A 22,500-nucleotide genomic window follows, 5' to 3' on the forward strand; every position below is an offset into this window, starting at 1 on the left:
GGTGGTGGGGAGGTTCGGTTCGGTTAGGCGACGCTTCGCGAAGGATTTGAGCTTCCGATCGCTGTTGAAATGGGATTCTTTCTGATAAAAGATCTATAGGTTAGAATCCCATTTCAAAGGCGAACGCTAACGCTTCTCCAGCTTCAAATCCTCCGCTCCGCTGCTGACCGCCGTCAACACCATAAAGTCCCTACCCGTTTACTTATAGATTGGTGTAGAAGAGAATAATGCGCACTCCTATATGAAAGGAGCGTTATTTTATTGAGAAACCCCGTCCTTGCAGACGAGGGTTTCTCACTTTTTATATGGCTTTGGGTGTCGAGGGTGTACTTCGACTAATTTGGTGTATCTTGTGTATCACATACAGACCATATGGAATATATTGTATATGCATGTTATACGCCGCGTTTGTTGCCCCATACGAGGGTGTGGAGCTGCGGGAGTACTCTTACATCGTTTAGTCTGGAATCGTCCATGACGCGGTCGATAAGCCATTCATAACGATGTAAAAGAGACTCTGCGATCTGCCCGGTGTTCTCCGTGTTCACATCTGGATTACCCGTCTGGAGGAACAACGGTACGTGTGGATAGCGCTCATGAACGGTGCGGGCATAGGCAAGATCGGTGTCATCGAAGATGACGACCTTCAGGCTGCATGCTCCAGCATATAGTCTGACCGATTCATCCTCTGATTTCTTTGCGGACGTTGTGATGGAGACGTTTGTTGTAGACTTGGACGCTCCAGCCATTTTCCGGTTGGTCAGACGGACCACGATATCATCCAGCACGTCCCAGTTGGTCGTCATGCCAGAGCTGGGCGGCTTCGGGGATAAGGTCACCTCATCAATATCGTACAGCCATTCCTGCCAACGGGAGCCTTGTGTTTCGACCGCTGTAGCAATGCCTTGACTGCGTAACAGGGTAATCAGCGTCCCGAGCTGTGGCAGCAGGACGGGATTGCCTCCGGAAAGGGTCACATGCGAGAACCGTTCGCCGCCGATGGACTGTAGTTCCTGCCAAATATCAGTGGCACTGAGACGACGGATTTGATCCTTGGCGCTGCCGTCCCAGGTAAAGGCGGAGTCGCACCATGAGCAATGGTAATCGCAGCCTGCGGTACGCACAAACATCGTTTTACGACCAATGACCATACCTTCGCCCTGCACGGTGGGACCAAACATCTCCAGCACAGGAATAGGGGCTGCTTTAGCCCTGTCGGGGGTTGCCATAGGTTGGTGAGTAGTTACAGTATTAGCAGTTACAGTATTACTCATCGAACATCCACTCCCGTCGGAATTCGGCGTAGCTGGTAGGTGTCTCGAACAGTCGTACAAACTCGGTACGTCCGCCTTCAACACGATTGCAGTATGCATCCGAGGTCAGGGCTGACTCCATTTGTTCAAAGATCCAGACGACCATGTTTTCTGCCGTTGTATTCATTGGCGGGAGCGTTTCATTCAAGTAACGGTGGTCCAGAAAAGGCTCAATTCGCTCTTTCCAGATCGTTTTGATATCACCAAAATCCAGCGTTAGACCTATCTCGCTCGGGATACCGCTTATGCCAAATACGACGATATAAGTATGTCCGTGCAGATTTTTGCATTTGCCTTCGTAACAGTGCAAATGGTGGGCTGCATCGAACGTAAATTGTTTGCTTACGAGTACACGCTTGCGGTGATAACGCAACTGAGAGCGTTCAATGTCTGTCCCGAACTGCTGGAGCTTGTCGACAATACGAAAGGTACCTGGCTCACGCATGGCCTTCAGCTCCTTGGGACGAAGCGCCGCGAACTGCAAGATACTGCTCCAGTCCAGCACGACGAAGATTGCAAGCAGGACATTCGCCACAGCCATCGCCAATGATGCCGTTATAGCACGTTAGTGTACGGGTTCTTACAAATTCAAAAGCTTTCAGCTCATCGGCCATTTGCCAGGTTTCGGCCTTGTTCAACCACATGAGCGGGGTATGAATTACAAAGGGATAGTCCATCGAAAGGTTCAGTGTGACGTTCAGCGATTTAATAAAGGAATCCCGGCAATCGGGATAGCCGCTGAAATCTGTCTCGCAAACGCCTGTAATGATGTGGCGCGCTCCTTTTTGCTTGGCGAGAACCGCTGCGAAGCTTAGGAACAATAGATTACGACCGTCTACAAAGGTGCTAGGCAGTTCGCCTTCCTCTTGAGTAATGTCAATGTCGGTGCGTGTGAGGGCATTCGGGGCAAGTTGGTTGAGCAGGCTCATATCCAGTACCGTTTGCGGAACACCCAGCTCGCTGGCGATTCCGGCGGCAACTTCAATTTCCTGCTTGTGGCGCTGACCGTAATCGAACGTCACAGTTTCTACTTCGGCAAAATGTTTTTTTGCCCAAAATAAACAGGTTGTACTGTCTTGGCCGCCGCTGAATACGACGACTGCTTTTTCGTTTGTAAACATAAAAAAAACCTCTCGATCTTCTTGGAATGGTGTAAGACACAGAGTCTTGTCACGTGGAAGAAGGAGAGTTCTTGAACCGGCTTCAACAAAAAACAGGCCTTGCCCCGCAAATTCATTTTTCAATGCGGAGGACAAAGCATCGTTAGTTTTTTATAGAGGGAGTTCGCGAACCTCTCCCATGCGTTATGCATGGATTTTCTTCATTAGCAGCTGCCACAAGGACAGACAGCTTCCTTGATAGCATTGCCATTATAGCATGGCAGGGCTATTTGATAAACACTCCACCAAATGGAATGACTTCCCTTAAAAATCGTTTGATCACGCCATCGTCGTTCATATCCTGCTGAAGTCGCCGATGATGCTCACCAGCATGAAATAGTACGGTACCGTGTCCCGTCATTTTAAAATGATAGTTCATATGCTGGCTGGCCAAATGGTTACCATATACGGTTAACTCCAGCTTGGCGTTTTCGGGATAGGCAATGACGCTGCTCGCATCGACGTAGATCGGCTCCGACGGATGAAGCTGTTCTTGACATACCAATCCCTGCGTCAAAATGCCAATGTGGCCGATACCGTCAAATTTCATTTTAATGACATCACGGCTAAACAACATGTTTTTCATGCTTAGCAGCTTGGTACGCATTTGGATGCCGGCGCTGTACCAGAACAGGTTGCGGAAATCGTATAGCAAATCGTCGCTTCCTTCCAGCTTGATCATCTTCAGACTAAAGCCAGGAGGAAGTGCGGCAATTAGCCGGCAAGCGCCTGTAAAATCGGCCTGAATCAGTTTGTGCTTGCGATACATGCCTTTAATATTCATCAGCTTATCACTGCGGCCTGAGCTGGGACCGCGATATGCGATGATTTGCTGCGGATGCAGAACGTGCAGCTTTTCCCCTTCAGCCAGGTCGAGCGTTACGACCGAACCGACACTTTCATCATGGTGTTGTCCTGCTTGTATGTCCATTCAGACCCTTCATCCTTTCAGGCAGTTAGTATCTTCCCGAGCGTCGACGCATCCCATAACGTAACAGTCGGATACCGATAAAATAACCGGCCAGCAGAATGACAGCCGTGAGGATGAGCATTTTATTTCGGTGTGAAGCCTGATCGCGCTGGGTTTGGAGATTTTTCAGTTCTGTAACGGTGTCGTTCAGCTTGCGATTTTGCTCCAGCAGTTGGGCGTTTTGCTTCTGGTAGGTCTCGATGCTGGTACGGGCCTTTTCCAGGTCTTCCTGTGTTTGGCGGTAGCTTTCCTTGAGCTGATATACATCGCCTGGCAAACGTGAAAACTGCTCAAAGCCTTGATATACATCATCCCAATAAGCAGCATGAGCTTCGGGTACACGGGTTACTCCAAAAATAAACAAAAGCGCTATAGCAGCGCAGACAATGCGGCGGTACAAAGCAAAGCGATAAGTTGCTCGTGCCAAGTGATGTTCCCCCTTTTGAGAAACCAAGATGTTAGATGTTACAGATCATTACCCATATCACATGGTTACGTACAATATAATGATTTGGATGCAGCTTTTAGAATATATAGACGACAAATACGGGAAAAGATTATCAAAAAAACTCGATTATTAGTTTAAGTGTAACCTAAAACGGGTATATCAAGGAAGCGGCAACATTCCGGCATTTTTCCCAACAAACGAGTCAAGAACCATCCGCACCTGATCAGGGCTTGAACAAAATATATGAACTAGAAATATTAAAATAGATATAGAAGGAGATTTTGAAAGATGAATGAGAGAGAACAAAACTATACAATTTTAAAAATCACTGTAAATGGCAAACCATTATCGAAGGAGCTTATCGTGGATAGCACTACTTTTGCTCCAATATCCGATATTTGCACAAATACGAAAGTATCTTTAACAGAAACTACGATTTCATAATTTTAAATATAGAAGCAGACTATCATGTAGCCCGGCAAAAGCCGGGCTATTTTTGCGTATTTATGTAATTAGAATGGATGAAAATGTTATTTGCCGAATTAGGTCCCCTTTCATAAAGATTACCATGTATAATTTTCACAATCAAACATATGTTCCCTGACAATATAGTGTCAGATAACACTGTTAATTTAGAGTTACATGTTCTTTTAGGGGGAATTTACCAGTGGTGAAGTCAATGCTCAATGTAACGTACACATGGGACAAAGAGTCTATATCGGCGAATGGGTCCAAACAAGTAAATCTACTGATAGAATGGGGCTATGGGGCTATACGTAAAAGAAAAGGGAATCTAATACCGAAGGCAGCGGGATGTGACCTTCAACTTCAGTTCATTCCAGAAAACGGGGTAAATCTATTAAAAGCTGAAGGGGTGAGGCTCGGGTTTAAACAATCAGAAAACGGAGATTGCATGCTGGTTCACTGTGGTGATGTGCGACGGGGAAAATATAGACAAGCTATTTTAACGTTTTCTATACCGGCTCACGCGTCCGGAAGACATACGATTGGAATGATCGAGTGGAGCTGGCGCAAGCCATCACAGGAAAAGCGAACGCTGATCCGCACAGACCAGCTTTATATCCATTACACGCATCATCTTGGTCTGCTGAGCATTCCATCCAACCCGAAGGTGGAAAAATACATAAAGCTGAATGAGACGTCCCCAATTGTAAAAAAGGCATTACGTATGTATGAGAAAGGGGAGCCTGAGCGAGGGGCGTTCATCCTTACGAGACAAGCAGATGAATTGCTTATATGTGCAGCTAGAAGCGAAGACATGGATTATCTTGAGGAAGCCGAGTTACTTCTATCCATACGCAATAAATGGAGTGGGTCTTTTGTATCGTTTACTGCGTATAGTTCTAAGGTCTTTTTTAATAAGGAAATATCGTTAGGAGATGTTCGTTTTACGAAGAATAATAGGTTGAGATAGGTAATTGTGCTAGTTTATTTGTGCAAATTAGTGAGTCTAATTTACTATCTTTTTGTAAAGGAGAGACTTCCTTGACTGATCGGTTGATACGTTTAATGCGGATTATTACTATTGTTCAGGCAAATCCAGGAATATTGGCAAGAGAGCTTGCCGAACGTTGTGAAACATCAGAACGTACCATATACCGAGATATGGAGGCGCTAAGCGCTATGCATATTCCGATTACGAATATGGGGCATGGCAAGGGGTACATTTTTATTAGCAATTTTGCTTTGTATCCTCTGAATTGGACAGAAGAAGAGGCAGAGGCTTTTACCAAGCTGGGAGAGATGATGGAAACGATAAAGCCTCTTCTACCGCCAGCTTTTGAAAGTGCTTATGAGAAAGTGATGGCCTCTAGTCAGAAAAAAAAGATGGACCAGACGAGCTTCGCGCAGGAAATGAAAAATATCATCCGGCTCGGCTCGACACTTGATCGGGAAAACCAGCCCTATCTGCTCAGGCTGATTGTTTTGGCGAGTCTTACGCAGCAGACAATTGAAGCGGAATACAGCTCGCCTCAAAATGAAGATGTATCATTGGTGCAAGTAGATCCTTATTGTTTGGTTCCTCAAGATCGGCGATTCTATATGCTTGGTTTTTGTCATAAGCAATCCGCCATGAGAACCTTTCGGATCAGCCGTTTTCGGAATATGAGGATTTTGCCGTATACGTTTCAAAAAAATACATCTGAAATGGAAATGTTTTTTAAAGGCACCTGGTCGGTGACCAAAGGAAATCAAAATATTCGGTTTGTCGTACGTTTCTCTGCCGATTCTGTATATCGGGTCAAAGAAGAGGAGCTGTTCATCAAGCCTCTTCTCAAGGATTTGCCAGATGGAAGTTTGTTGTTTGAGGTGACGGTCAATCATGACCGTGAATTTCTGGATTGGCTCACATCCTATGGAGCTGAGGCCGAGATTCTGGAACCTTTACGGTACCGCAAACGTATGCAAGAAATGCTGCGAACCTGGGGGGCGTTTTACTTCGATAAAAAGGTAGGAAATCAAGAATAACAGGGGGAAGATCCCCCGGAACGGGCCGGGGAGCTATCTGCTTAACGGTCCTTAAACAGGTTGGCGAGATTGCCGAAGGGACTGTACTGCTCCTGTTCTTCTTCTGGTGAGGAGTAGACGAGCTTTGAGCCGCGACTTTCCTCATCGTCGGCAGCATTATGAACTAATGTAAGACGATCAAAATGGTACATGAAAACCTGAGCGGTGTTCACGGCATCATCCAGTGCCCGATGCTGTTGACCGTCAAAGTCAATGTTGCACAATTCCAACGCCTGAGACAGGCTCAACTGACGATACTTTCCATTGGAACTAAACAGACGGGAAATTTGCTTCTGTATATCATTTGTATTATGAATCCAACCGAGATCTAAATGATGGGTACGACAATGGGATACCAGCTTCTGACGGTCATCCGGTCCCCATGCGCATAAATAATAGGGCGAATCTGTACCGAGCCAGGCAATAAATTGCTTCACAGCTTCAGGAAAGAGTGGAGCGGCATCAATGTCTCGTTGAGTAATACCCGTGAATTGAACGGTATCTGTAGAGATCACAGGTCGATTCGATGGTCTCACAAAACTGTGAAATGTATCCGCAACGAATAGGCCATCGTCTCCCTGAATAACTTTGACGGCACCGATATCAATAATTTCGGAGGAATATCTGGCGTTACGGCTAACGGTAAATTCAAGATCATAAATAATGTATTGCATATAATGGACTCCTTCCACACACATAACTGATCCCGATGGATACCGGGACAAATGTTCTCTGCCCGAATAACTCTTCTCCATCATACCTCTCGGTTCACAACTTGTCAGCGGTTAAAAGGCTTGCTTTCAAAAAAAATATGCGATGTCCAAATGAGCTTGGACTATCGCATATCTAAAAAATCCTGACATATAGCAGCATCCGAAACCACTTGGATTCCGAATGCTGTTTATGCTAGCTATTGAATTAGGCCGGGAGGTCCAACTTTTGACCCGGATAAATGCGGTGAGGATTCTTCAACTTATTCAACTGCTGAAGCTGTTGCCAGGTAGTACCGTGTTTGCGGGAAATGTCATACAGTGTATCCCCAGATTTTACAACATATACGTGGCTATTTGCAGCTTGTGCAGTAGCCGAAGCCTGCTGTGGCTTGCTAGTTTGAGACTTGGCAGGTGTCGATTTCACAGGTGCTGGTTTCGCAGCCGATGTGGAATCGGATTGCGGTATCTCCTGCAGAGGTGCTGGCGTCGTGGCTGGAGCAGACGGTACAGCTTGTGTGGCAGGGACAGAAGTTTTTCCGTCTGCCTTGGCTTCCTGAATACGGCCGGCCGCTTGTACTTGCAGGCTAGTAGACCCGGCCTTTTGTATATAGCGGATTAACGCTTCATCCAGCGATCCGAACATACCTGCCTGTGGATATTTAGCGAACATCGTATATTGGTCACCACCTACGGCAGTAAAATCATTGGTAGCCAGTGTGTATGTTGCCTCAGGATCAAGGGCTTTTCCACCGATCAGGATGGAGTGAACACGGTTGCCTTTGGCTGCTGAGGTGTCTATTTTGAACGAGATACCGGATACCTGAGGGAAGCCCCCGCTTGGTTCCGGGTAGGAGGCTGCGCCATTTTCCAGTGCGGCCTGAAGGTCAGAGCCTTTCACTTTCAGGGTAACGATTTGGTTGCCGAAAGGCAGTACGGTGATGATGTCTCCCTTGGTAACCGTTCCTGCTTTGATGGAAGCGCGGATGCCGCCACCGTTCGTTAAAGCCACGTCTGCTCCCGAAACGTCACGCATAGCATCAGTGAGCAGGTCGCCGAGATTAGTTTCACCCGCACGTACCTTTTCGCGCGCGCCCTCCAGATCCACACTGGTTTGTGCTGCAACCTCTTTAAGAATAGGTTCTTGCTCCTTCTGAATGGAGGCGATTAATGCAGCAATTTCAGCGTTGGGCTGCACGTCAGCAGCTTGAGTCGAATCGATCAGCTTCGCTTGCTTTTGGATAACCTTGCCGCCATCGACCCACAGATCCACCACACCTAGATACTTGGTGTATTCACCTGCACTAGCGATTAACGTGCCATTGTCACCGACCAGGCCTTTTTCCAGCACGGTATGGCTGTGTCCATCGATGAAAATATCAATGCCAGGCACTTCCTTCACAACCTTGAGGCTGGTGTCTTTGCTGGATGCATCTTGTCCCAGGTGACCCAGAGCAACGACGACATCTACTTTGCTGCGGATTTCGTCTACTGCCGCTTTGGCTTCAGCCGCAGGGTCGGTGAATTGAATGCCCTCCACATTTTTAGGATTGGTTTTATATGCTGTTTCAGGCGTAGTTAGGCCGATAATACCGATTTTAACGCCATCGACTTCTTTAATAGTATACGGTTGGAACAAGCGTGTTCCGTCGGTTTGCTTAATGTTGGCGCTCAGTACAGGGAACTGAATCTCTTTACTCAGCTCAACCAGATGCTTCCAGCCGTAGTTAAACTCATGGTTACCTGGAACCATTGCATCATAGCGCAGCTTGTTGATTACTTTTACGATACTCTCACCATTGACCAAAGTAGCGAAGGTCGTCCCATGAACGGTATCCCCGTCATCCAGCAGCAATGTATTGGGGTTAGCGGCGCGATATTGGTCGATGATTCCCGCCAGCTTGGCGAACCCCATTTCCTTATCGTTGGCCACTACGTGAGCATGGGTATCATTCGTATGTAGGATGGTGATGTGTTTACCGCTGACTGGAGTCATTGTTGTCCCCGTTCCCGCAGTAGTAGCTGGGTCCGCTGCTGCTGTACCGAGACATCCGAACAGAAGCGCGGCGGTCGTCAAGATCGACGAGAGTTTTTTCCATGAGTTCATGTTGTTCCTTCAACCTCCCATAAAATGAATGAATTAGAGAAACCGCTTACGTCCACATTTTATCAGATGATTGTAAAAATAACTCTTATTTTATATCAAAGCACTACATTTTTTTGAGATATCGGTTGTTAAACACACCGTCTAGTTACCTATATTGTAGAGGCAGTAATAGACAGCAACTCATAGAATAGGAACTATTGTTCTGTTTTGTGATCAAAAAAAAGGGCAGTCTCTTTGGGCAGCCCGATCCGGGGTAAATAGTGATCCAATGTTTCGTCAGCCAGCGGCGGATTGCCTGCACTCAGCAAAAGCACGGCAAAGCGATTAGCCTGCTGTTCAAATTTTCCTGGAGAAAAGTAGGAATGCTCCTCCATAAAAAAACGGCTAATGCCTTTATGCAGTCGGTCATGTCCCAATTCATGCGCACAGACGAAACGTTCCCATTCTGGTGTAAGGCCATTGTGAATGACGATAAATCTTCTGCGCAACTTGTGATAATACAACCCTTTGGTTGTGGAGCCCAGATCGCAGTATCGGATATGGATGCCTAGGGCTTTCGCAATATCGAAGGGGCAATTAGTGCGGTATTTTCGGACAAGTTGGTGAATGAGTTCCTTCATACGATCACCTACTATCCCTGATCATTGCTCGCACCGGGATCGGCGGGCTTTTTATGTTTGTTCATTTGCTTGGCTTCCCAGAACAGACCTGTCAGTACGTCCTTGATTCGTTGCCGGTCTTTTTCATCCAGCGGAATGCCATCAAACATTAATTCGTCGTCTTCCTCCAACATTTTTTTAAAATCCCGGCGGTCTTTGGAGTTTGCCCATTCTGGTACAGTAGAACGATAAAGTTCGTGTGGGTTTTGCTCTATTGAATCATCGTCCGCCCAATATCCGGCGGCCTTCATCATTTCGGTATAGGATACGCTGAGCGCGTCCGCTATTTTGCGGAGGGTGGAGGGTTTGGGCACTCCGCGCAGCCCATTTTCGATGCGGGAAATTTGTGAATTACTAATACCTGCGGCATCTGCTAATTGGTTGATGCTCAATTGCTTGTGCTCACGCTGCTGTTTTAGGTAAGTTCCGAATGCTGGCTGTTCCACAATGGAGCTCCTTTCTGCAATAGAATCATAGAATTAGCTTTATTATACCATTAGGCAAATAGTAAAAGCACGTAATATGCCAAAAGGCATAGAAAAGTAGAGCGAATATCCTGTTTTTGGGGCTATATTGCTTTTTTTCACGATGGATACCTATCCTAAATAATGTTATGTTATACTCAAGATACGAACAAAAGGGGAACAAAATGTAAACAAGTGCGTTTTTATTTGAAAATACATCATTGTCAAAAGGCATAATATAAGGAGTGTTGCTTTTCATGAGAAATAACTTACCCGAATTAGACCGTCGCAAAACGCAGAATGCATTGGAGGGTGTATTTGAGAAATACCGGATTTATAAAACAATAACCTTTATGGATCGGGAAAGCTTTATTACTGCTGGCTATACGGATCGCCCGAACGGACCCACGAATGTGACAAGCGACCCAACGGCCCGGACTGCTGTATATAATGTAGATGCTCCTGCCGCCCGCTTGGCCTATTGCCAAATGGTGGATGCCGTAGTGAGCCGCTTGAATGAACGTGAACAGTTGCTGATCCGTGAACGTTATTTAAAGGATGATGATGTGTTCGATTACAAGGTTTACAATTATGTGCTGGACCCGCCAGTCAGCAAAGATACGTATACGAAGCTTCGCACACGTGCTTTTTACAAAATGGCGCTAGCGCTGGCAGACCAAGGCGTTCTGAATCTGGCAAACTTGCAAAAGGGTGCGGATCGCAGACTGGGGTAGGTAAATGCATAGGGGTCACAACCTGTGGCTCTATTAACCTAGACAGCAAGGAGTATGAACCGCAACGGTGAATAAGAAGCATAGGTCTCAATTAAAATAGGAACGGAGGACGGATGTATTGAGAAGTGAACCAGAAATGATGAATATCCTTATAAAGTTTGCTATGAACGATAAAAGAATACGATTGGTCACGATGGAAGGATCACGTACAAACTTCAATATTCCTCCTGATTCATTTCAAGATTATGATATTTCTTACTTTGTAACAGATATGGATTCTTTCAAGGAAAGTGATCAATGGCTCCACGTGTTTGGGGATAGGCTTATGATGCAAAAACCCGAGGATATGGAACTTTTTCCATCAGAACTAGGTAACTGATTTTCATATATCATTCTTTTTGAGGATGGAAATAAATTAGATCTGACACTGATCCCTATAAACGAGGTAGAGGATTATTTTACGAATAGCGATGGTTTAGTTGAGGTTCTGCTCGACAAGGATGTGCTGATCCAAGAGGAAGTGATCGCAAATGACCATCAATATTGGATTAAAGAGCCCACGGCAAAGGAATTTGATGATTGCTGTAATGAGTTTTGGATGGTTTCAACTTATATCGTAAAAGGATTGGCGAGAAAAGAAATCCTGTTTGCTATTGACCATTTGCACGAGATAGCACGACCTAATTTGCTGCGAATGATGGCTTGGAAGATTGGCTCAGAGCAAGGGTACACCTTTAGCGTAGGAAAAAACTATAAATTTATAAATCAGTACCTTCCTAATGAAGATTGGGAAAGTTTACTATCCAGTTACTCTGAAAATGGCTATCGAGAAATGTGGGAGTCTTTACTTACTTGCTATGCATTGTTTAGAAAATACGCTAAGGCTGTGGCCAGAAGTTTGGAGTATGAGTATCCAGATTACGATGAAGCCATCACTAGGTATACTGCAAATATTTATAATTCATTGAATTGAACGATGTAATAACCGCCTTTTTAAAGGGCGGTTATTTTTTTGTTTGCACATCAACAATGAGATTAAACGCATTTTTAATATAAGAACAAACGTTCGCAAAATACCGCCTAACTTCATCCCTAGTCTCTACTTTTATCGTCCATTTCCCCGGCAACGCATTCGTTATAAGGGTGTAAGATTATATCATCGGGAATCAAGACAAGAGGACATACCGAAGACACACACCGTCAAACGTTAGCCGGCCAATAGGGCCGGTTTTTTCATGCGGTCATCGTCTTTGTCACTTCCCGGGAATTCGATGTATAGAAAGGAGGAGTCGTGTTGCCTAAGCAAGGGATGCTGCAATGCATGAGTACAAGGCTACGCCGGCTGAGAGCATGGAAGTGGAAAAAAGCCTGGCTAAACAGCCACAGCATGCGAGCACAGGATACGCAAGGGTGGCATGCCACAGGATGAGACAAGCCTTTAAGCAAAAGCTCATAGACATTATTCCGGCGCTGCAAGGGCGTGTATACGATGTTCAACCCCCGTCGCAGACGGCAGAGGAGCCGTATGCGGTTATGGTGCTGGGCGAGGAAATCTGGAAGTCTTCCTGGGCCGGTTACCGGCAGGTTGTCCGCATCAAGCTGTACGCAGGACAAGCGGGGCTGGCGCAGGCCGATGTATGGGCGAATACCCTGATTGCCGGACTGCACCGAGCATCGGTGACAGGTAAAGGTGAGGACACGTCTGCTTTTACCGCGCACTATTTGGGCGTGCGGGATGCAGAAATGCTGGACACGGTTACGGGCAAGGCCTATAGAACGCTGCGTTTTGGCGTGTATGTGCCTGAAACAGAAGGTGGATCGGCCGCTTCAGCACCTGATGCAGCACAGCCGGAAGAATGGCTGGCAGCACTGGTCGGCTGGACGCAGAAGCAACTGGGCGAATTGTGGTCGGTATACGCCGACGCATGGCCCGCACAGCCGGGAAGCCACGCGGTATTATGGCGGCTGAGCGGCTGTGAAACCCGGATGGCAGGAGCCTCCATGTATGAGCTCCGCAAACGGTTCATCGGGCATATCACTGCCCCGGTCACCACCGAAGAGAACCGCGCAGCTTCCGCGCTGGTCGAAGGCTTTGCCGCTCAAATCCAGCTTCCTCTGGAGCAGGACAAGGGCCGTTATATGTCTACGGCTGAAGCCTCAGCCGATTTGCAGGCGGATGCCATTTTAGACGGTCAGCTTCGGCTGACGCTGGTACAGCGGCGTATGCGTCCGGCTGAGGAAGCGGCATTGATTCGCAGAGTGGAAATTCATCCTATTTTGAAATGAGGTGGTCCGAGTGACCTTGGAAAGCCATGAGAAGACCCCGCTACATAGCGGGCAGGAAGCAAGTGGCCCACGCTATACGCTAGAGGAACTAAAGGAACACGCAGAACAATTATTTTCTGTAAAAGTAGAAGTGCTGGCAGGCGCCTTTTTTGGCACACAGGACAAGCTGTTTACGGTAGCAGAAGCACACACTAAAATCGAACAATTTATGAAAGCGAAGGTGGATTAATTATGGCAGGCGGAACATGGGAAAACACGAATAAACCGGTATTACCGGGTTTGTATATGAATTTTCAGGCAGCAGCAGCTTCAGCGATTCAAGGTGGATCACGTGGTACGGTCGTTGTACCCGTCAAGGCGAATTGGGGCCCTGTACGTGAGTTTGTAGAGGTGGGCAGCGAAACGGCTATTAGCCAAATCTTCTCCGGTGACAGTGAGAACGGTGCGACAGCATATTCCACGTTGTATCTGGCTTTGCTGGGCGGTCCGAAAAAACTGCTCGCTTACCGATTGGCAGATGACACGGCTGCTGAAGCGTCTGTAACACTGAAAAGCGGTGGCGAGACCCCGACCGACGTGCTGCGTTTGAAGGCTTTGTACACAGGTAGCCGCGGTAATGGTTTTGCCGTAACGGTACAGCCAACTTTGGGCGACGAGCAAGCTCGTGAGGTGCGCCTCTATGAAGGAACCAAACTGCTGGGTACGTACAAAGGCAGCGACGGTACGGCTGCTTCGATTGCCAAAGCGCTGAACGAAAACAGCGAAAACGTATGGGTGAAAGCTGAGGTTGTCGGCGAAGGCGGCATTCCAGCGGATGTCAGCGGCGTACATCTGACAGGTGGCAATAGCGGCAATAGCAAGCTGGTTAATGCCGATTACATCGCCATGCAGGAAGCATTGGAAGGACAGGAGTTTAATGTGCTGGCCCTGGATTATGCAGCCGATCTGGCTTTGCTGCAAAGCTTTGCTGCCTGGATCAAACGTGTCCGGAATGAAGGCAAAGGCGTCATCGCTGTATTCGGCGGTTCTGCGGCAGATGATGTGTCCAAAACGGCTGTCAGCTTGGCTTCTGCACGTTCTTTGGCACTGAACCATGAAGGCATCGTAAACGTGGGCACAGGCGTACGTCTGGCAGGTACGGACTACAGCTCCGCCCAAACGGCTGCCTATGTAGCCGGACTGATCGCAGGCCAACGGTTGAACCAATCCGCAACGTATGCGGTTACGCCTTTTGAGGATGTAACCCGCCGCTGGACACGTTCCGAGCAGGAACAGGCTGTCCGTAACGGGGTGTTCCTCCTGTTCTTCGATGGCCGTCAGGTCAAAGCGCTGCGTGGAATCAACAGCTTGGTGAACCCGTCTGCCGGACAAAACAATGCGTGGAAGAAAATCCGTTCCATCCGTGTCATGGATGCCATTAACGCTGACTTGCAGCGTGCAGCCGAAGAGACTTACATTGGCAAAATCAACAACACAGTAGAAGGCCGTCTGGCACTCATCGGTGCGATCAAAGAATACCTGGCACAGCTGTCGCTGAGCAACGTGATCGAGGCGGATGGCTACGATGTCATTCTCGATCCGGCTTACTACGGTGATGCGCCAGTCATCAAACCGGAGCCGGATCAAGTGTTCCTGCAATGGAATGTGAAGCTCACCGACGTGATGGAGCAGCTGTTCGGCACATTTTACGTGCAATAAATAAGCATTTTACGCGCCTAAGCATTTCGGTGGCGATCAGTAGGATTAAGGTAGCTTTTTAACAACGAGGATTTTGTGGAATCCCGAACTATATTATGAATTATTTTGAGGAGGAAAAAGAAATGTTGGATGCTTCAAGAGTTATTTTAGGTACGTTTGGTCAGGCATATATTGATGGGGTATGGCAGACACATATTAACAAGCTGGAAGCTAGCGTGGAAATTGATAAAAGAGAATTGAATTTGGTTGGTAACACCTGGAAAGTCCATAAAAATGGAGCTAAAAAAGGTACAGGAACGATGAGTGGTTACAAAGTAACTTCTGATATGATTCGTCGCGGTTTTGAAAAATTCGATATTATTTCCAAGCTGGACGATCCCGAATCTTTTGGACATGAACGCGTTCGTTTGATTCGCTGCATGCCGGATAAAATTCAATTGGCTAACTGGACTGCAGGGGAAGAAGTGCCAGAAGAAACTACTTTCACCTTCGAAGGCTATGAGCTGCTTGATCCGATTGTAGCAAACTAAATTGGTTAACGGGGAATTGGGATGCTGTCAGGTGTCTCGTTCCCCAAATACAAATAAGAATTTGCGAAATTCTGAAATTAACAATAAGGGAGAATGACTTATGAGCTTGAATGAGAATATGACAGAAGAACAAATTTTGGACAGTCTGTTTGAAGCCGCTGAAAAACTGCCCGAGGAAACCGTTCGTATCAAGCGCCTGGATATGAAAATTGTGCTGCACGGACTGACCTCTAGCAAAGTAGACAGCATTCGTGAACGCTGTACGATTCGCCGAACTGTGAAGGGTGCTGTAGACGAAAAGGTAGATACCGAGACGTTCAACGCCTTGTTGATTTCGGAAGCTACCGGAAAGTTGGAAGTGAAGGGCCTGTCTCTTAACGGTTGGGGCGATCCCCGGATTACAAGCCGCTTGAAGCTGTCCGGTGGCGAACAGTCTGTCCGCCGTATGCTGCTGGCGGGTGAACTGGATGCAGTGGGAGATAAAGTGCTGGAACTGTCCGGTTTTGGCGTTGAGATTGCTGATCTAAAAAACTAATCAGCTCCGGGGGAATGACGACGATGCTGTACCACTTGTGGGTCCGGCACCACCTCCGTCCCGGAGACTTTTGGCGGCTTCCCCGCGGTGAGCGCATGCTGCTGCTGGCGTTTGCTGAAGAAGAACTAGATGCTCTAGCAGATAATATGTAGTAGTTAAAGGAGGTGTAGGTGTGGATGATATCTTGGATATAAGAAGTTTAAGTAGAGTTAATAAAGAATTAAAAGCTATGGATCGATACTTTGAGAGTATCCAGAAGCGGGCAAGAAATTTTGGGCTTAGTAGTTACCAAAGACAAAAGATAGTTATTGACCAAACTACGGAGTCAGTTAAGCGACTTTCTAATGCGTTGAGTAATTTAACTTCACGTTTATATAAAATAAATCGCCTGACCCGAAATTTATCTGGAATTAAGATTGCTGTTAAATGTGTCTGTTCTAAGGATTGCTCGAAATGTAGATCAACATGTCACAGTAAGATGGGCAGTTCTAATGGGGTTAACCATTCTTTTACTAATTTACAAAAAAAGATCACGTCTCAACTTGGTTTACAAAACAAAGTAAACATTAACAAGTCCTCAGCTCCTGGCGTGCCCTTAAAAACTAGCACATCTAATTCTCCCAGTAGATCTGTAATTTCTCAGAGCTCTGCGACTAAAAATACTGAAAAAGAAAAGATAGTTGTAATAAAGCCTGTTATGAATACTATGGCTTTCATTAAGAAATTTAGTAAGGTGAATGATACTGTAGAATCACTAAATAAAACTGTTAAAGCCTACAAGGCCATTACTCCATCACAAGTTGCTGCAATGCCTTCATGGTTACAAACTGCTAAAACTAAAATTGACGATGTAGTAAATCGAATTAAAACATCTACTATTTACACACGAGCAGCCTCTATGTACTCGGGTGCGCCATCTTGGGTAAAAACAGGTTTGAAGGGTGCAGGTAAAATAGCCAAAAGCGCCATTGTTGTTGCAGATATTGTATATGATGCTTCTGAAATACTCAATGCTACTGGAGAAGAAAAGTATAAACTAATAGGTGAATTTGTTGGCTCAAAAATAGGTAATATAGTAGGTAAAAGTGTAGGTGGAGCTACCGTGGCTATTCCTTATGTGGGACCAGTTATCGCTCCTATTGCCTCATTAGTTCTTGGGGCAGCAGGAGAGTGGTTAGGTGGTATAGGTGGGGGCAAAATTATGGAAAAAGTCTGGTATGCTAAAACGCATCTTAAAGGCTGGACTAAATCCTTAAATGAAGGCATTGATACTACTACCAAAGATTTTAAACAAAGTATGAATGGTTTTAATAATGAAGTGGCTAATAAAACGAATAATATAAAGACTACTGCTCCTGTAACAATTGATTCTTGGAGTAATAAAATTGTCAATTTCATTGGGAACAAAAGTGAAAGTGCTATCGGAATTGTTGAGAATATAACAGGGAAACTATCGAAAAAAATACCTTTATCTAGTGATTTGACTAATAATATAAAGGGAGCTTTTGAAAACAAGATTAATGGTGTGAGTAATCGATTAAAAGATTATGTTCCAGGGTTAGCAGAAGGGGTCAAGGAGAAAATCAACAATATTAGTGAAGGGACTAAAAATTTCTCTAATAAATTGAATAACTTTGTTCAGAAAAATGCTGACCCTTTTAAAGAAAAGGTTAAAAAAGCAACATCAAAAACAAGCGATTTCCTTCAAATGATCTTGGATTCTCCAGAGAAATTGAACTGGGAGATTTTTCAGAGTACAGAGAAAACTGCTGCTAAAAAAAGTACTCCAAATAAATATTCTCGGAATTTAGTTGCAAGTTCTAGAACATATCGTGCAAATGATAGACACAGAACGGCAGCAGTCCATTCAGTAAAGAACACAAATAGAAATAAATCAAACATGCAAGTGAATATGCCAACAGGAGCAATTCAGGTGGCTGTTGGTGAACGTGTTAATTTTGATGCTTTGGCTTCAGAAGTAGGCAAACGCTTCGTAGCAGGATTCCGTCAAGCTATGGATAACAACAAGACAGCGAGGGCCCTAGTGTGAGTAGGAGGTGAATAGTATGGAATTTAGTTTGACGGATGGTAAGGGAAAAAAGTTTCAGTTTCCAGTAAATCCTGAGGAAGTAACGATTTCACGACAAAAGGGATTTGATACAACGACGATTTTATCCTATGGGGAGTTTGACTTTCCACAAGGGGAGAAGGTGAAGGAAATCTCCTTCTCTTCTTTTTTTCCGAAAGAATACAATCCAGCATATTGCACATATGAAGACATCCCTGATCCGCAGGAGGCCATGAACACGTTGAATGGCTTTTTGTTATCCAAGAGTCCGCTACGTTTTATCATTACGGAGACAGCTGTGAACGTACCCGTAATTGTAGCTTCTCATAATTCGACCTTTCGGGGCGGGGAATATGGGGATGTCAATTTTGATTTGTCACTGCGAACCTGGAGTGAAATGAAGGTAGCCAAAAAAGCTGGCACCGGCTCGAAGTCCGCGACAGTCAACAAAAAGCCTCGCACGGATATGAAAGAAAAAAAGAAAACTTACACGGTTAAATCGGGAGATTCCTTGTCCAAAATTGCCAAGCTGGAGCTAGGAGATAGTTCGCAATGGAACCGCATTTATCAGCTTAACAAAAAGGTCATCGGGAAAAATCCGAATGCGATTAAACCGGGGCAAAAGCTGGTGCTGTCATGAGTTATAAAGTCATTTTACAGGATAAATATGATCTTTCGCCACTTGTGGAGAACATTAATTTGAGAGATTCGCTGGAGCAAATCGCCTATCAGGGGACGGTCAATTTGGTCGTTACGTCCGATATGCCGGTCATTTCTCCAGGGATGTCAATCCGGGTTAGTGGTATTCCTTATGGTAAAAAAGACTATGTTCCTCTGTTGTCTCCAGCGGTGATCTGGGAAGTGGAAACCTCCAATAACGGGCTTAAACGTATGACGCTGACGCTATATGACCGTACGGTATATTTGGACAAGTCGGAGGATGAATATTTACTTCCTGCCAAGCAGACGGCTACCCAGCGTTTTCAGAAATATGCGAGGGATTGGAAGCTGAAAATCGCTTCTTTGCCAGACACAAAAAAGCAGCTTGGGCGCGCCGTATACCGGACGCAGTCCATTTATTCCATGATGCTGGGCGATCTGCGGGAGACGGCCAAGGCGGGCGGCAAGCTGTATCATCCACGTATGATTTCTTCCGGCTTGGAGCTGTACGAACTGGGCACGAACAAAGATGTATATGTTTTGGAGAAAGTGACCGATACGACACAATCCCGTACATTGGAAGGCGCAGCCACGAGAGTGAAGGTGCTGGCTACGGCGGCCAGTGAAACGGGGAAAGAGGTTCCTTCCAAGGTGATGGCGCTTGAGGAAAAGGATATTGCCAAATATGGAACACTTCAGGTGATCGTACAGGATGACGAGGTGAAATCGGGTGCGGCGGCACGTGAGTTGGCCAAAAGTAAGCTGAGAGGCATACAACAAACGATATCGGTAAATGCGCCAGATATGAATACGATTCGAGCAGGAGACGCGGTAATGTTAGGGAACATGAAGCTGCTGGTGATTTCAGTAAGCAGGGAATTGGGCAACCCTGGCAGTATGTCGCTAGAACTCGGAACGTATGACGATGTAAAAAGGAGGTTTTACCTTGAATAAGGACCCCTACGGGCATTTAGCCACTGCGCTGCAATCTTCATTTCATAAACACACCAAGCAAGCGCTGAGTGGAGTAGGTGCAGTATTAGGTACCATCACTTCCACAGGACTCAAGCTGGATGATTTTAAACATGAGCTTCAGGATTATCTGGTCGCCGAGCTGCCGGGGCTGCTATCTGTACCACGCCATATGTACAAAGGTACCTCAACATCGGTAGAATCAGAAAATTGGGAAGGCAAAGAGCTGAAAACCTCTTTTTATATCGGGGAGGATGAGCTGGAGGATGTAAATCTGAGCCTGAACAAAGGACTTAAGCCTGGGGATCGTGTACTGGCGATGCGGGTGAATAGTGGTAACGATGTGGTGGTCGTATGTAAGGTGGTGAATGGACGTGGCTAATTTGTTTCCCGAAACAGATGATATGATCTGGACAGACACAGATATGACCAATCCAGAAGTGCTGGAGGATAACCGTGCGGTATTTGGGCGAAGCTGGAGATTTGATTTTGAAGCTGGGGAGTTTGTAATGAGCCCTAGCCGTAAAATCGTGACTACAGGCGAGAAAGAAGCTTGGGTACAGTGGTGTGAAAAAGCCATACGCACTCCTCGCTACCGTCATGTAATCTATTCGCCTGATTATGGAAGTGAGCTGGAGGAGCTGATTGGCAGCAGCTATGGGCACGGTGTGCAAGAAAGTGAAATTAAGCGCATGGTCACAGAGGCGTTGCTAGCAGATGCACGTACGGCTAGTGTGGATCAGTTCACGTTTCGATGGGAAGGTGAGGCATGCTATTTTAGCTGCCAGATTACGAACGTGCGGGATGAGACAGAAATTGTGGAAAGTGTGGTGATCTAATGGCAGACTTGCCGGAATATTTGGTAGACCAGACGGAAGAGGAAATTTTAAATCGAATGCTGGAAAAAGTGCCTTCGGACATCGATAAGTCCGAGGGCTCTTTTATTTGGGATGCGCAGGCGCCAGTGGCATTTATGCTTTCTGAAGTGGCAATCTGGGCGCAGGAGCTACTGCGTCGGGGGTTTGCCAGCACAGCAGCCAGTGATAACCCGGATTTTCGCTCGCCGGAACTGGATTTGCGTACAGCAGAGCATGGAGTGACACGACGGGAAGCCGTTGCTGCATCAGGGAAGGTCAAGTTCACAGGCACAGCTGGAACAATCGTCCCGGCGGGAACGTTGGTGGCGACTCCGGCAGATGATGTATCCGGGGAAGCCTCCATTGAGTATGCGACCACGACCTCAGTCACGCTGGATGAACAGGGTACCGGGGAAGCGGCCATTCGGGCGGTCAATCCTGGACGCAGCGGCAACGTGCCAGCGGGTGTCATTCAGGTGATGGCTACTCCGATTAGCGGGGTTTCCTCCGTGATCAATACGGAGGAAACCAAAAGCGGCACAGACATTGAAAGCGACCAGCTGTTGCTGGAGCGTTTTTATGCCAAGGTGCGGAACCAGGGTACAAGCGGCAACAAGGCGCAGTATACCCAGTGGGCGAATGAGATTGCTGGAGTGGGTGGCGTGGAAGTTGTTCCACTCTGGAAAGGGCCAGGAACAGTGGGGTTATATGTGCTGGATACGGATAAACGCGCTGCCAGCCCGGAAATCGTGGCTGCGGTGCAGAAGTATATCGATCCGACCCAGGATGGGCAAGGCGAAGGGTTAGCACCAGCAGGTCCTGTGGTGACGATCATGCCAGCGGCAGAAGTGGAAATAAACATTTCGGTCAAGGTACAGCGCACCAAAGAGAAGCCGTCCACACTGGATGAAATCAAAAAGCTGATCGAAAACGGTGTGCGGACGTATTTGAAGCAGCTTGCTTTTTACAAGGCAGATCCGTTGGTAAGGTACACCCGGATTTCTGCTGTGCTGTTGGACATTCCAATTATTATTGATTTCTCTGAGCTGAAAATCAACGGACAGAGCAATCAGAATATTGAGATTGGATCAGGTCAGGTGGCAGTGCTGGGGACGGTGAGCGTCAGTGAGTAACAACGGAATGGACAGTTTTGAAGAGTTTTTGAATAACCCTGACGAGGGAAAACGTGTAAACCGTGATGACACCTTTGCTAACCGGTTAGCAATAGCGGGAGATACAGTAAGCCAAATGAGCAGCGAGCGGGGACGCGAGTTGCTTTCCTATTTGCCTGCCTATTATGAAACCTCACGTGTGATGCGTTCCGATATGGATGCTAAAGGAAGCGAACTGGACGCCTTGTATCTTGCAATGGATGCAACGGTGGGACAGTTTTTCGTACGTACCGCCACCTGGGGGCTGGAACGCTGGGAAATGGAGTTGGGGATCGAAACCGATCTGGGGAAGCCGTTGGATCAGCGGCGCGCAGTGGTGGAATCGAAGCTACGGGGAGCAGGAACCTTTTCAGGCAAGCTTGTCAAAAATGTAGCTGAGGCGTATGACGGAGGCACAGTAGATGTTACTTTTCACCCTGCTGAATGGGGATTTACGGTCAAATTTATGGACACCATCGGAATTCCGCCCAACGTGGAGGATCTTAAAGCAGCCATTGAGGAGATCAAACCTGCTCATATGGCGGTAGAGTATAAATTACGCTACCTGACCATTGCGGAAGTGGAGTCCATGACCCTCTATGAAAATGAACATACAACACAGGATAGATATTTAGGAGGTGGCGCATAA

The 22,500-nt window shown here is 46.6% G+C and carries 27 protein-coding genes, 1 pseudogene and 1 riboswitch; of the genes and pseudogenes, 19 read left to right on the forward strand and 9 right to left on the reverse strand.

Annotated elements, in window-relative coordinates; translation table 11 throughout:
* Positions 1-395: 395 nt before the first annotated feature.
* The 5 genes from queE to C400_RS0106600 all read right to left on the reverse strand — a co-directional run bounded on the left by queE (position 396) and on the right by C400_RS0106600 (position 3,870).
* Complete coding sequence (gene queE, locus C400_RS0106580) at positions 396-1,274, reverse strand: 7-carboxy-7-deazaguanine synthase QueE (protein ID WP_017426399.1); 879 nt, start codon at positions 1,272-1,274, stop codon at positions 396-398.
* A complete protein-coding gene (queD, locus tag C400_RS0106585; RefSeq protein ID WP_017426400.1) occupies positions 1,267-1,758 on the reverse strand; it encodes a 6-carboxytetrahydropterin synthase QueD in 492 nt (163 codons plus the stop codon). The genes queE and queD overlap by 8 nt, the downstream gene beginning before the upstream one ends.
* On the reverse strand, positions 1,751-2,434 hold the full coding sequence (gene queC, locus C400_RS0106590) for a 7-cyano-7-deazaguanine synthase QueC (protein WP_016821332.1): 684 nt from the start codon (positions 2,432-2,434) through the stop codon (positions 1,751-1,753). Before queC ends, queD begins: the two co-directional genes overlap by 8 nt.
* Positions 2,435-2,570: 136 nt before the next feature.
* A riboswitch (PreQ1 riboswitch) is annotated at positions 2,571-2,614 on the reverse strand.
* A gap of 85 nt (positions 2,615-2,699) precedes the next feature.
* The gene (locus C400_RS0106595; RefSeq protein WP_017426401.1) at positions 2,700-3,404 is read right to left on the reverse strand and encodes an AIM24 family protein; all 705 of its coding nucleotides are present in this window, start codon (positions 3,402-3,404) and stop codon (positions 2,700-2,702) included.
* Positions 3,405-3,429: 25 nt separating this feature from the next.
* Positions 3,430-3,870 carry a hypothetical protein gene (locus C400_RS0106600; RefSeq protein WP_017426402.1) on the reverse strand — a complete coding sequence of 147 codons (441 nt, stop codon included), beginning with the start codon at positions 3,868-3,870 and terminating at the stop codon, positions 3,430-3,432.
* 309 nt (positions 3,871-4,179) lie between these two features.
* On the opposite strand from C400_RS0106600, the gene C400_RS27490 reads away from it, so the two are divergent.
* From C400_RS27490 to C400_RS0106615, 3 genes are all read left to right on the forward strand, one after another.
* Positions 4,180-4,335: a hypothetical protein gene (locus tag C400_RS27490; protein WP_016821329.1), complete on the forward strand. Its 156-nt coding sequence runs from the start codon at positions 4,180-4,182 to the stop codon at positions 4,333-4,335.
* A gap of 223 nt (positions 4,336-4,558) precedes the next feature.
* Positions 4,559-5,326, forward strand: coding sequence for a hypothetical protein (locus tag C400_RS0106610; RefSeq protein WP_016821328.1), 768 nt, complete (start codon positions 4,559-4,561; stop codon positions 5,324-5,326).
* Positions 5,327-5,397: 71 nt separating this feature from the next.
* Positions 5,398-6,381, forward strand: a complete 984-nt coding sequence (locus tag C400_RS0106615; RefSeq protein WP_017426403.1) for a helix-turn-helix transcriptional regulator — start codon at positions 5,398-5,400, stop codon at positions 6,379-6,381.
* 41 nt (positions 6,382-6,422) lie between these two features.
* Here C400_RS0106615 and C400_RS0106620 read toward each other — a convergent pair whose 3' ends face one another.
* The 4 genes from C400_RS0106620 to C400_RS0106635 all read right to left on the reverse strand — a co-directional run bounded on the left by C400_RS0106620 (position 6,423) and on the right by C400_RS0106635 (position 10,342).
* Complete coding sequence (locus C400_RS0106620) at positions 6,423-7,094, reverse strand: 3'-5' exonuclease (protein ID WP_017426404.1); 672 nt, start codon at positions 7,092-7,094, stop codon at positions 6,423-6,425.
* Positions 7,095-7,338: 244 nt separating this feature from the next.
* Positions 7,339-9,237, reverse strand: a complete 1,899-nt coding sequence (locus C400_RS0106625) for a 5'-nucleotidase C-terminal domain-containing protein (RefSeq protein WP_017426405.1) — start codon at positions 9,235-9,237, stop codon at positions 7,339-7,341.
* Positions 9,238-9,431: 194 nt separating this feature from the next.
* Positions 9,432-9,857 carry an ImmA/IrrE family metallo-endopeptidase gene (locus tag C400_RS0106630; RefSeq protein ID WP_017426406.1) on the reverse strand — a complete coding sequence of 142 codons (426 nt, stop codon included), beginning with the start codon at positions 9,855-9,857 and terminating at the stop codon, positions 9,432-9,434.
* Between the two features lie 11 nt (positions 9,858-9,868).
* Entirely contained in the window at positions 9,869-10,342 is a 474-nt protein-coding gene (locus C400_RS0106635) for a helix-turn-helix domain-containing protein (protein ID WP_017426407.1), read from the reverse strand.
* A 275-nt stretch (positions 10,343-10,617) separates the two neighbouring features.
* Between C400_RS0106635 and C400_RS0106640 the strand changes: the two genes are divergently transcribed.
* The 16 genes and pseudogenes from C400_RS0106640 (at position 10,618) to C400_RS0106710 (ending at position 22,500) form a co-directional block, all read left to right on the forward strand.
* Complete coding sequence (locus tag C400_RS0106640; protein WP_017426408.1) at positions 10,618-11,094, forward strand: ArpU family phage packaging/lysis transcriptional regulator; 477 nt, start codon at positions 10,618-10,620, stop codon at positions 11,092-11,094.
* A 118-nt stretch (positions 11,095-11,212) separates the two neighbouring features.
* Positions 11,213-12,067 (forward strand): annotated as a pseudogene (ant(6), locus tag C400_RS0106645) (aminoglycoside 6-adenylyltransferase).
* Positions 12,068-12,388: 321 nt separating this feature from the next.
* A complete protein-coding gene (locus tag C400_RS28395) occupies positions 12,389-12,523 on the forward strand; it encodes a hypothetical protein (protein WP_258013951.1) in 135 nt (44 codons plus the stop codon).
* The gene (locus tag C400_RS0106650) at positions 12,520-13,380 is read left to right on the forward strand and encodes a hypothetical protein (protein ID WP_231124955.1); all 861 of its coding nucleotides are present in this window, start codon (positions 12,520-12,522) and stop codon (positions 13,378-13,380) included. The genes C400_RS28395 and C400_RS0106650 overlap by 4 nt, the downstream gene beginning before the upstream one ends.
* A 10-nt stretch (positions 13,381-13,390) precedes the next feature.
* Positions 13,391-13,609, forward strand: coding sequence for a hypothetical protein (locus C400_RS0106655; protein WP_016821321.1), 219 nt, complete (start codon positions 13,391-13,393; stop codon positions 13,607-13,609).
* A 2-nt stretch (positions 13,610-13,611) separates the two neighbouring features.
* On the forward strand, positions 13,612-15,078 hold the full coding sequence (locus C400_RS0106660; RefSeq protein ID WP_017426412.1) for a phage tail sheath family protein: 1,467 nt from the start codon (positions 13,612-13,614) through the stop codon (positions 15,076-15,078).
* A gap of 122 nt (positions 15,079-15,200) precedes the next feature.
* On the forward strand, positions 15,201-15,608 hold the full coding sequence (locus C400_RS0106665; RefSeq protein ID WP_013369776.1) for a phage tail tube protein: 408 nt from the start codon (positions 15,201-15,203) through the stop codon (positions 15,606-15,608).
* A 100-nt stretch (positions 15,609-15,708) separates the two neighbouring features.
* Positions 15,709-16,143: a phage tail assembly chaperone gene (locus C400_RS0106670; RefSeq protein WP_007429164.1), complete on the forward strand. Its 435-nt coding sequence runs from the start codon at positions 15,709-15,711 to the stop codon at positions 16,141-16,143.
* Between the two features lie 23 nt (positions 16,144-16,166).
* Positions 16,167-16,295 carry a hypothetical protein gene (locus C400_RS28400; protein ID WP_013369777.1) on the forward strand — a complete coding sequence of 43 codons (129 nt, stop codon included), beginning with the start codon at positions 16,167-16,169 and terminating at the stop codon, positions 16,293-16,295.
* Positions 16,296-16,315: 20 nt separating this feature from the next.
* A complete protein-coding gene (locus tag C400_RS0106680; RefSeq protein WP_017426413.1) occupies positions 16,316-18,193 on the forward strand; it encodes a hypothetical protein in 1,878 nt (625 codons plus the stop codon).
* Positions 18,194-18,209: 16 nt separating this feature from the next.
* Positions 18,210-18,851 carry a LysM peptidoglycan-binding domain-containing protein gene (locus tag C400_RS0106685; protein ID WP_017426414.1) on the forward strand — a complete coding sequence of 214 codons (642 nt, stop codon included), beginning with the start codon at positions 18,210-18,212 and terminating at the stop codon, positions 18,849-18,851.
* Positions 18,848-19,825, forward strand: coding sequence for an XkdQ/YqbQ family protein (locus C400_RS0106690; protein WP_017426415.1), 978 nt, complete (start codon positions 18,848-18,850; stop codon positions 19,823-19,825). Before C400_RS0106685 ends, C400_RS0106690 begins: the two co-directional genes overlap by 4 nt.
* On the forward strand, positions 19,818-20,225 hold the full coding sequence (locus C400_RS0106695; protein ID WP_017426416.1) for a hypothetical protein: 408 nt from the start codon (positions 19,818-19,820) through the stop codon (positions 20,223-20,225). The genes C400_RS0106690 and C400_RS0106695 overlap by 8 nt, the downstream gene beginning before the upstream one ends.
* Positions 20,212-20,682, forward strand: a complete 471-nt coding sequence (locus C400_RS0106700) for a DUF2634 domain-containing protein (RefSeq protein ID WP_081338585.1) — start codon at positions 20,212-20,214, stop codon at positions 20,680-20,682. Before C400_RS0106695 ends, C400_RS0106700 begins: the two co-directional genes overlap by 14 nt.
* On the forward strand, positions 20,682-21,833 hold the full coding sequence (locus C400_RS0106705; RefSeq protein ID WP_017426418.1) for a baseplate J/gp47 family protein: 1,152 nt from the start codon (positions 20,682-20,684) through the stop codon (positions 21,831-21,833). The genes C400_RS0106700 and C400_RS0106705 overlap by 1 nt, the downstream gene beginning before the upstream one ends.
* Complete coding sequence (locus C400_RS0106710; RefSeq protein ID WP_017426419.1) at positions 21,826-22,500, forward strand: YmfQ family protein; 675 nt, start codon at positions 21,826-21,828, stop codon at positions 22,498-22,500. Before C400_RS0106705 ends, C400_RS0106710 begins: the two co-directional genes overlap by 8 nt.

Source organism: Paenibacillus sp. ICGEB2008, assembly GCF_000307675.1.
Lineage (GTDB): Bacteria > Bacillota > Bacilli > Paenibacillales > Paenibacillaceae > Paenibacillus > Paenibacillus polymyxa.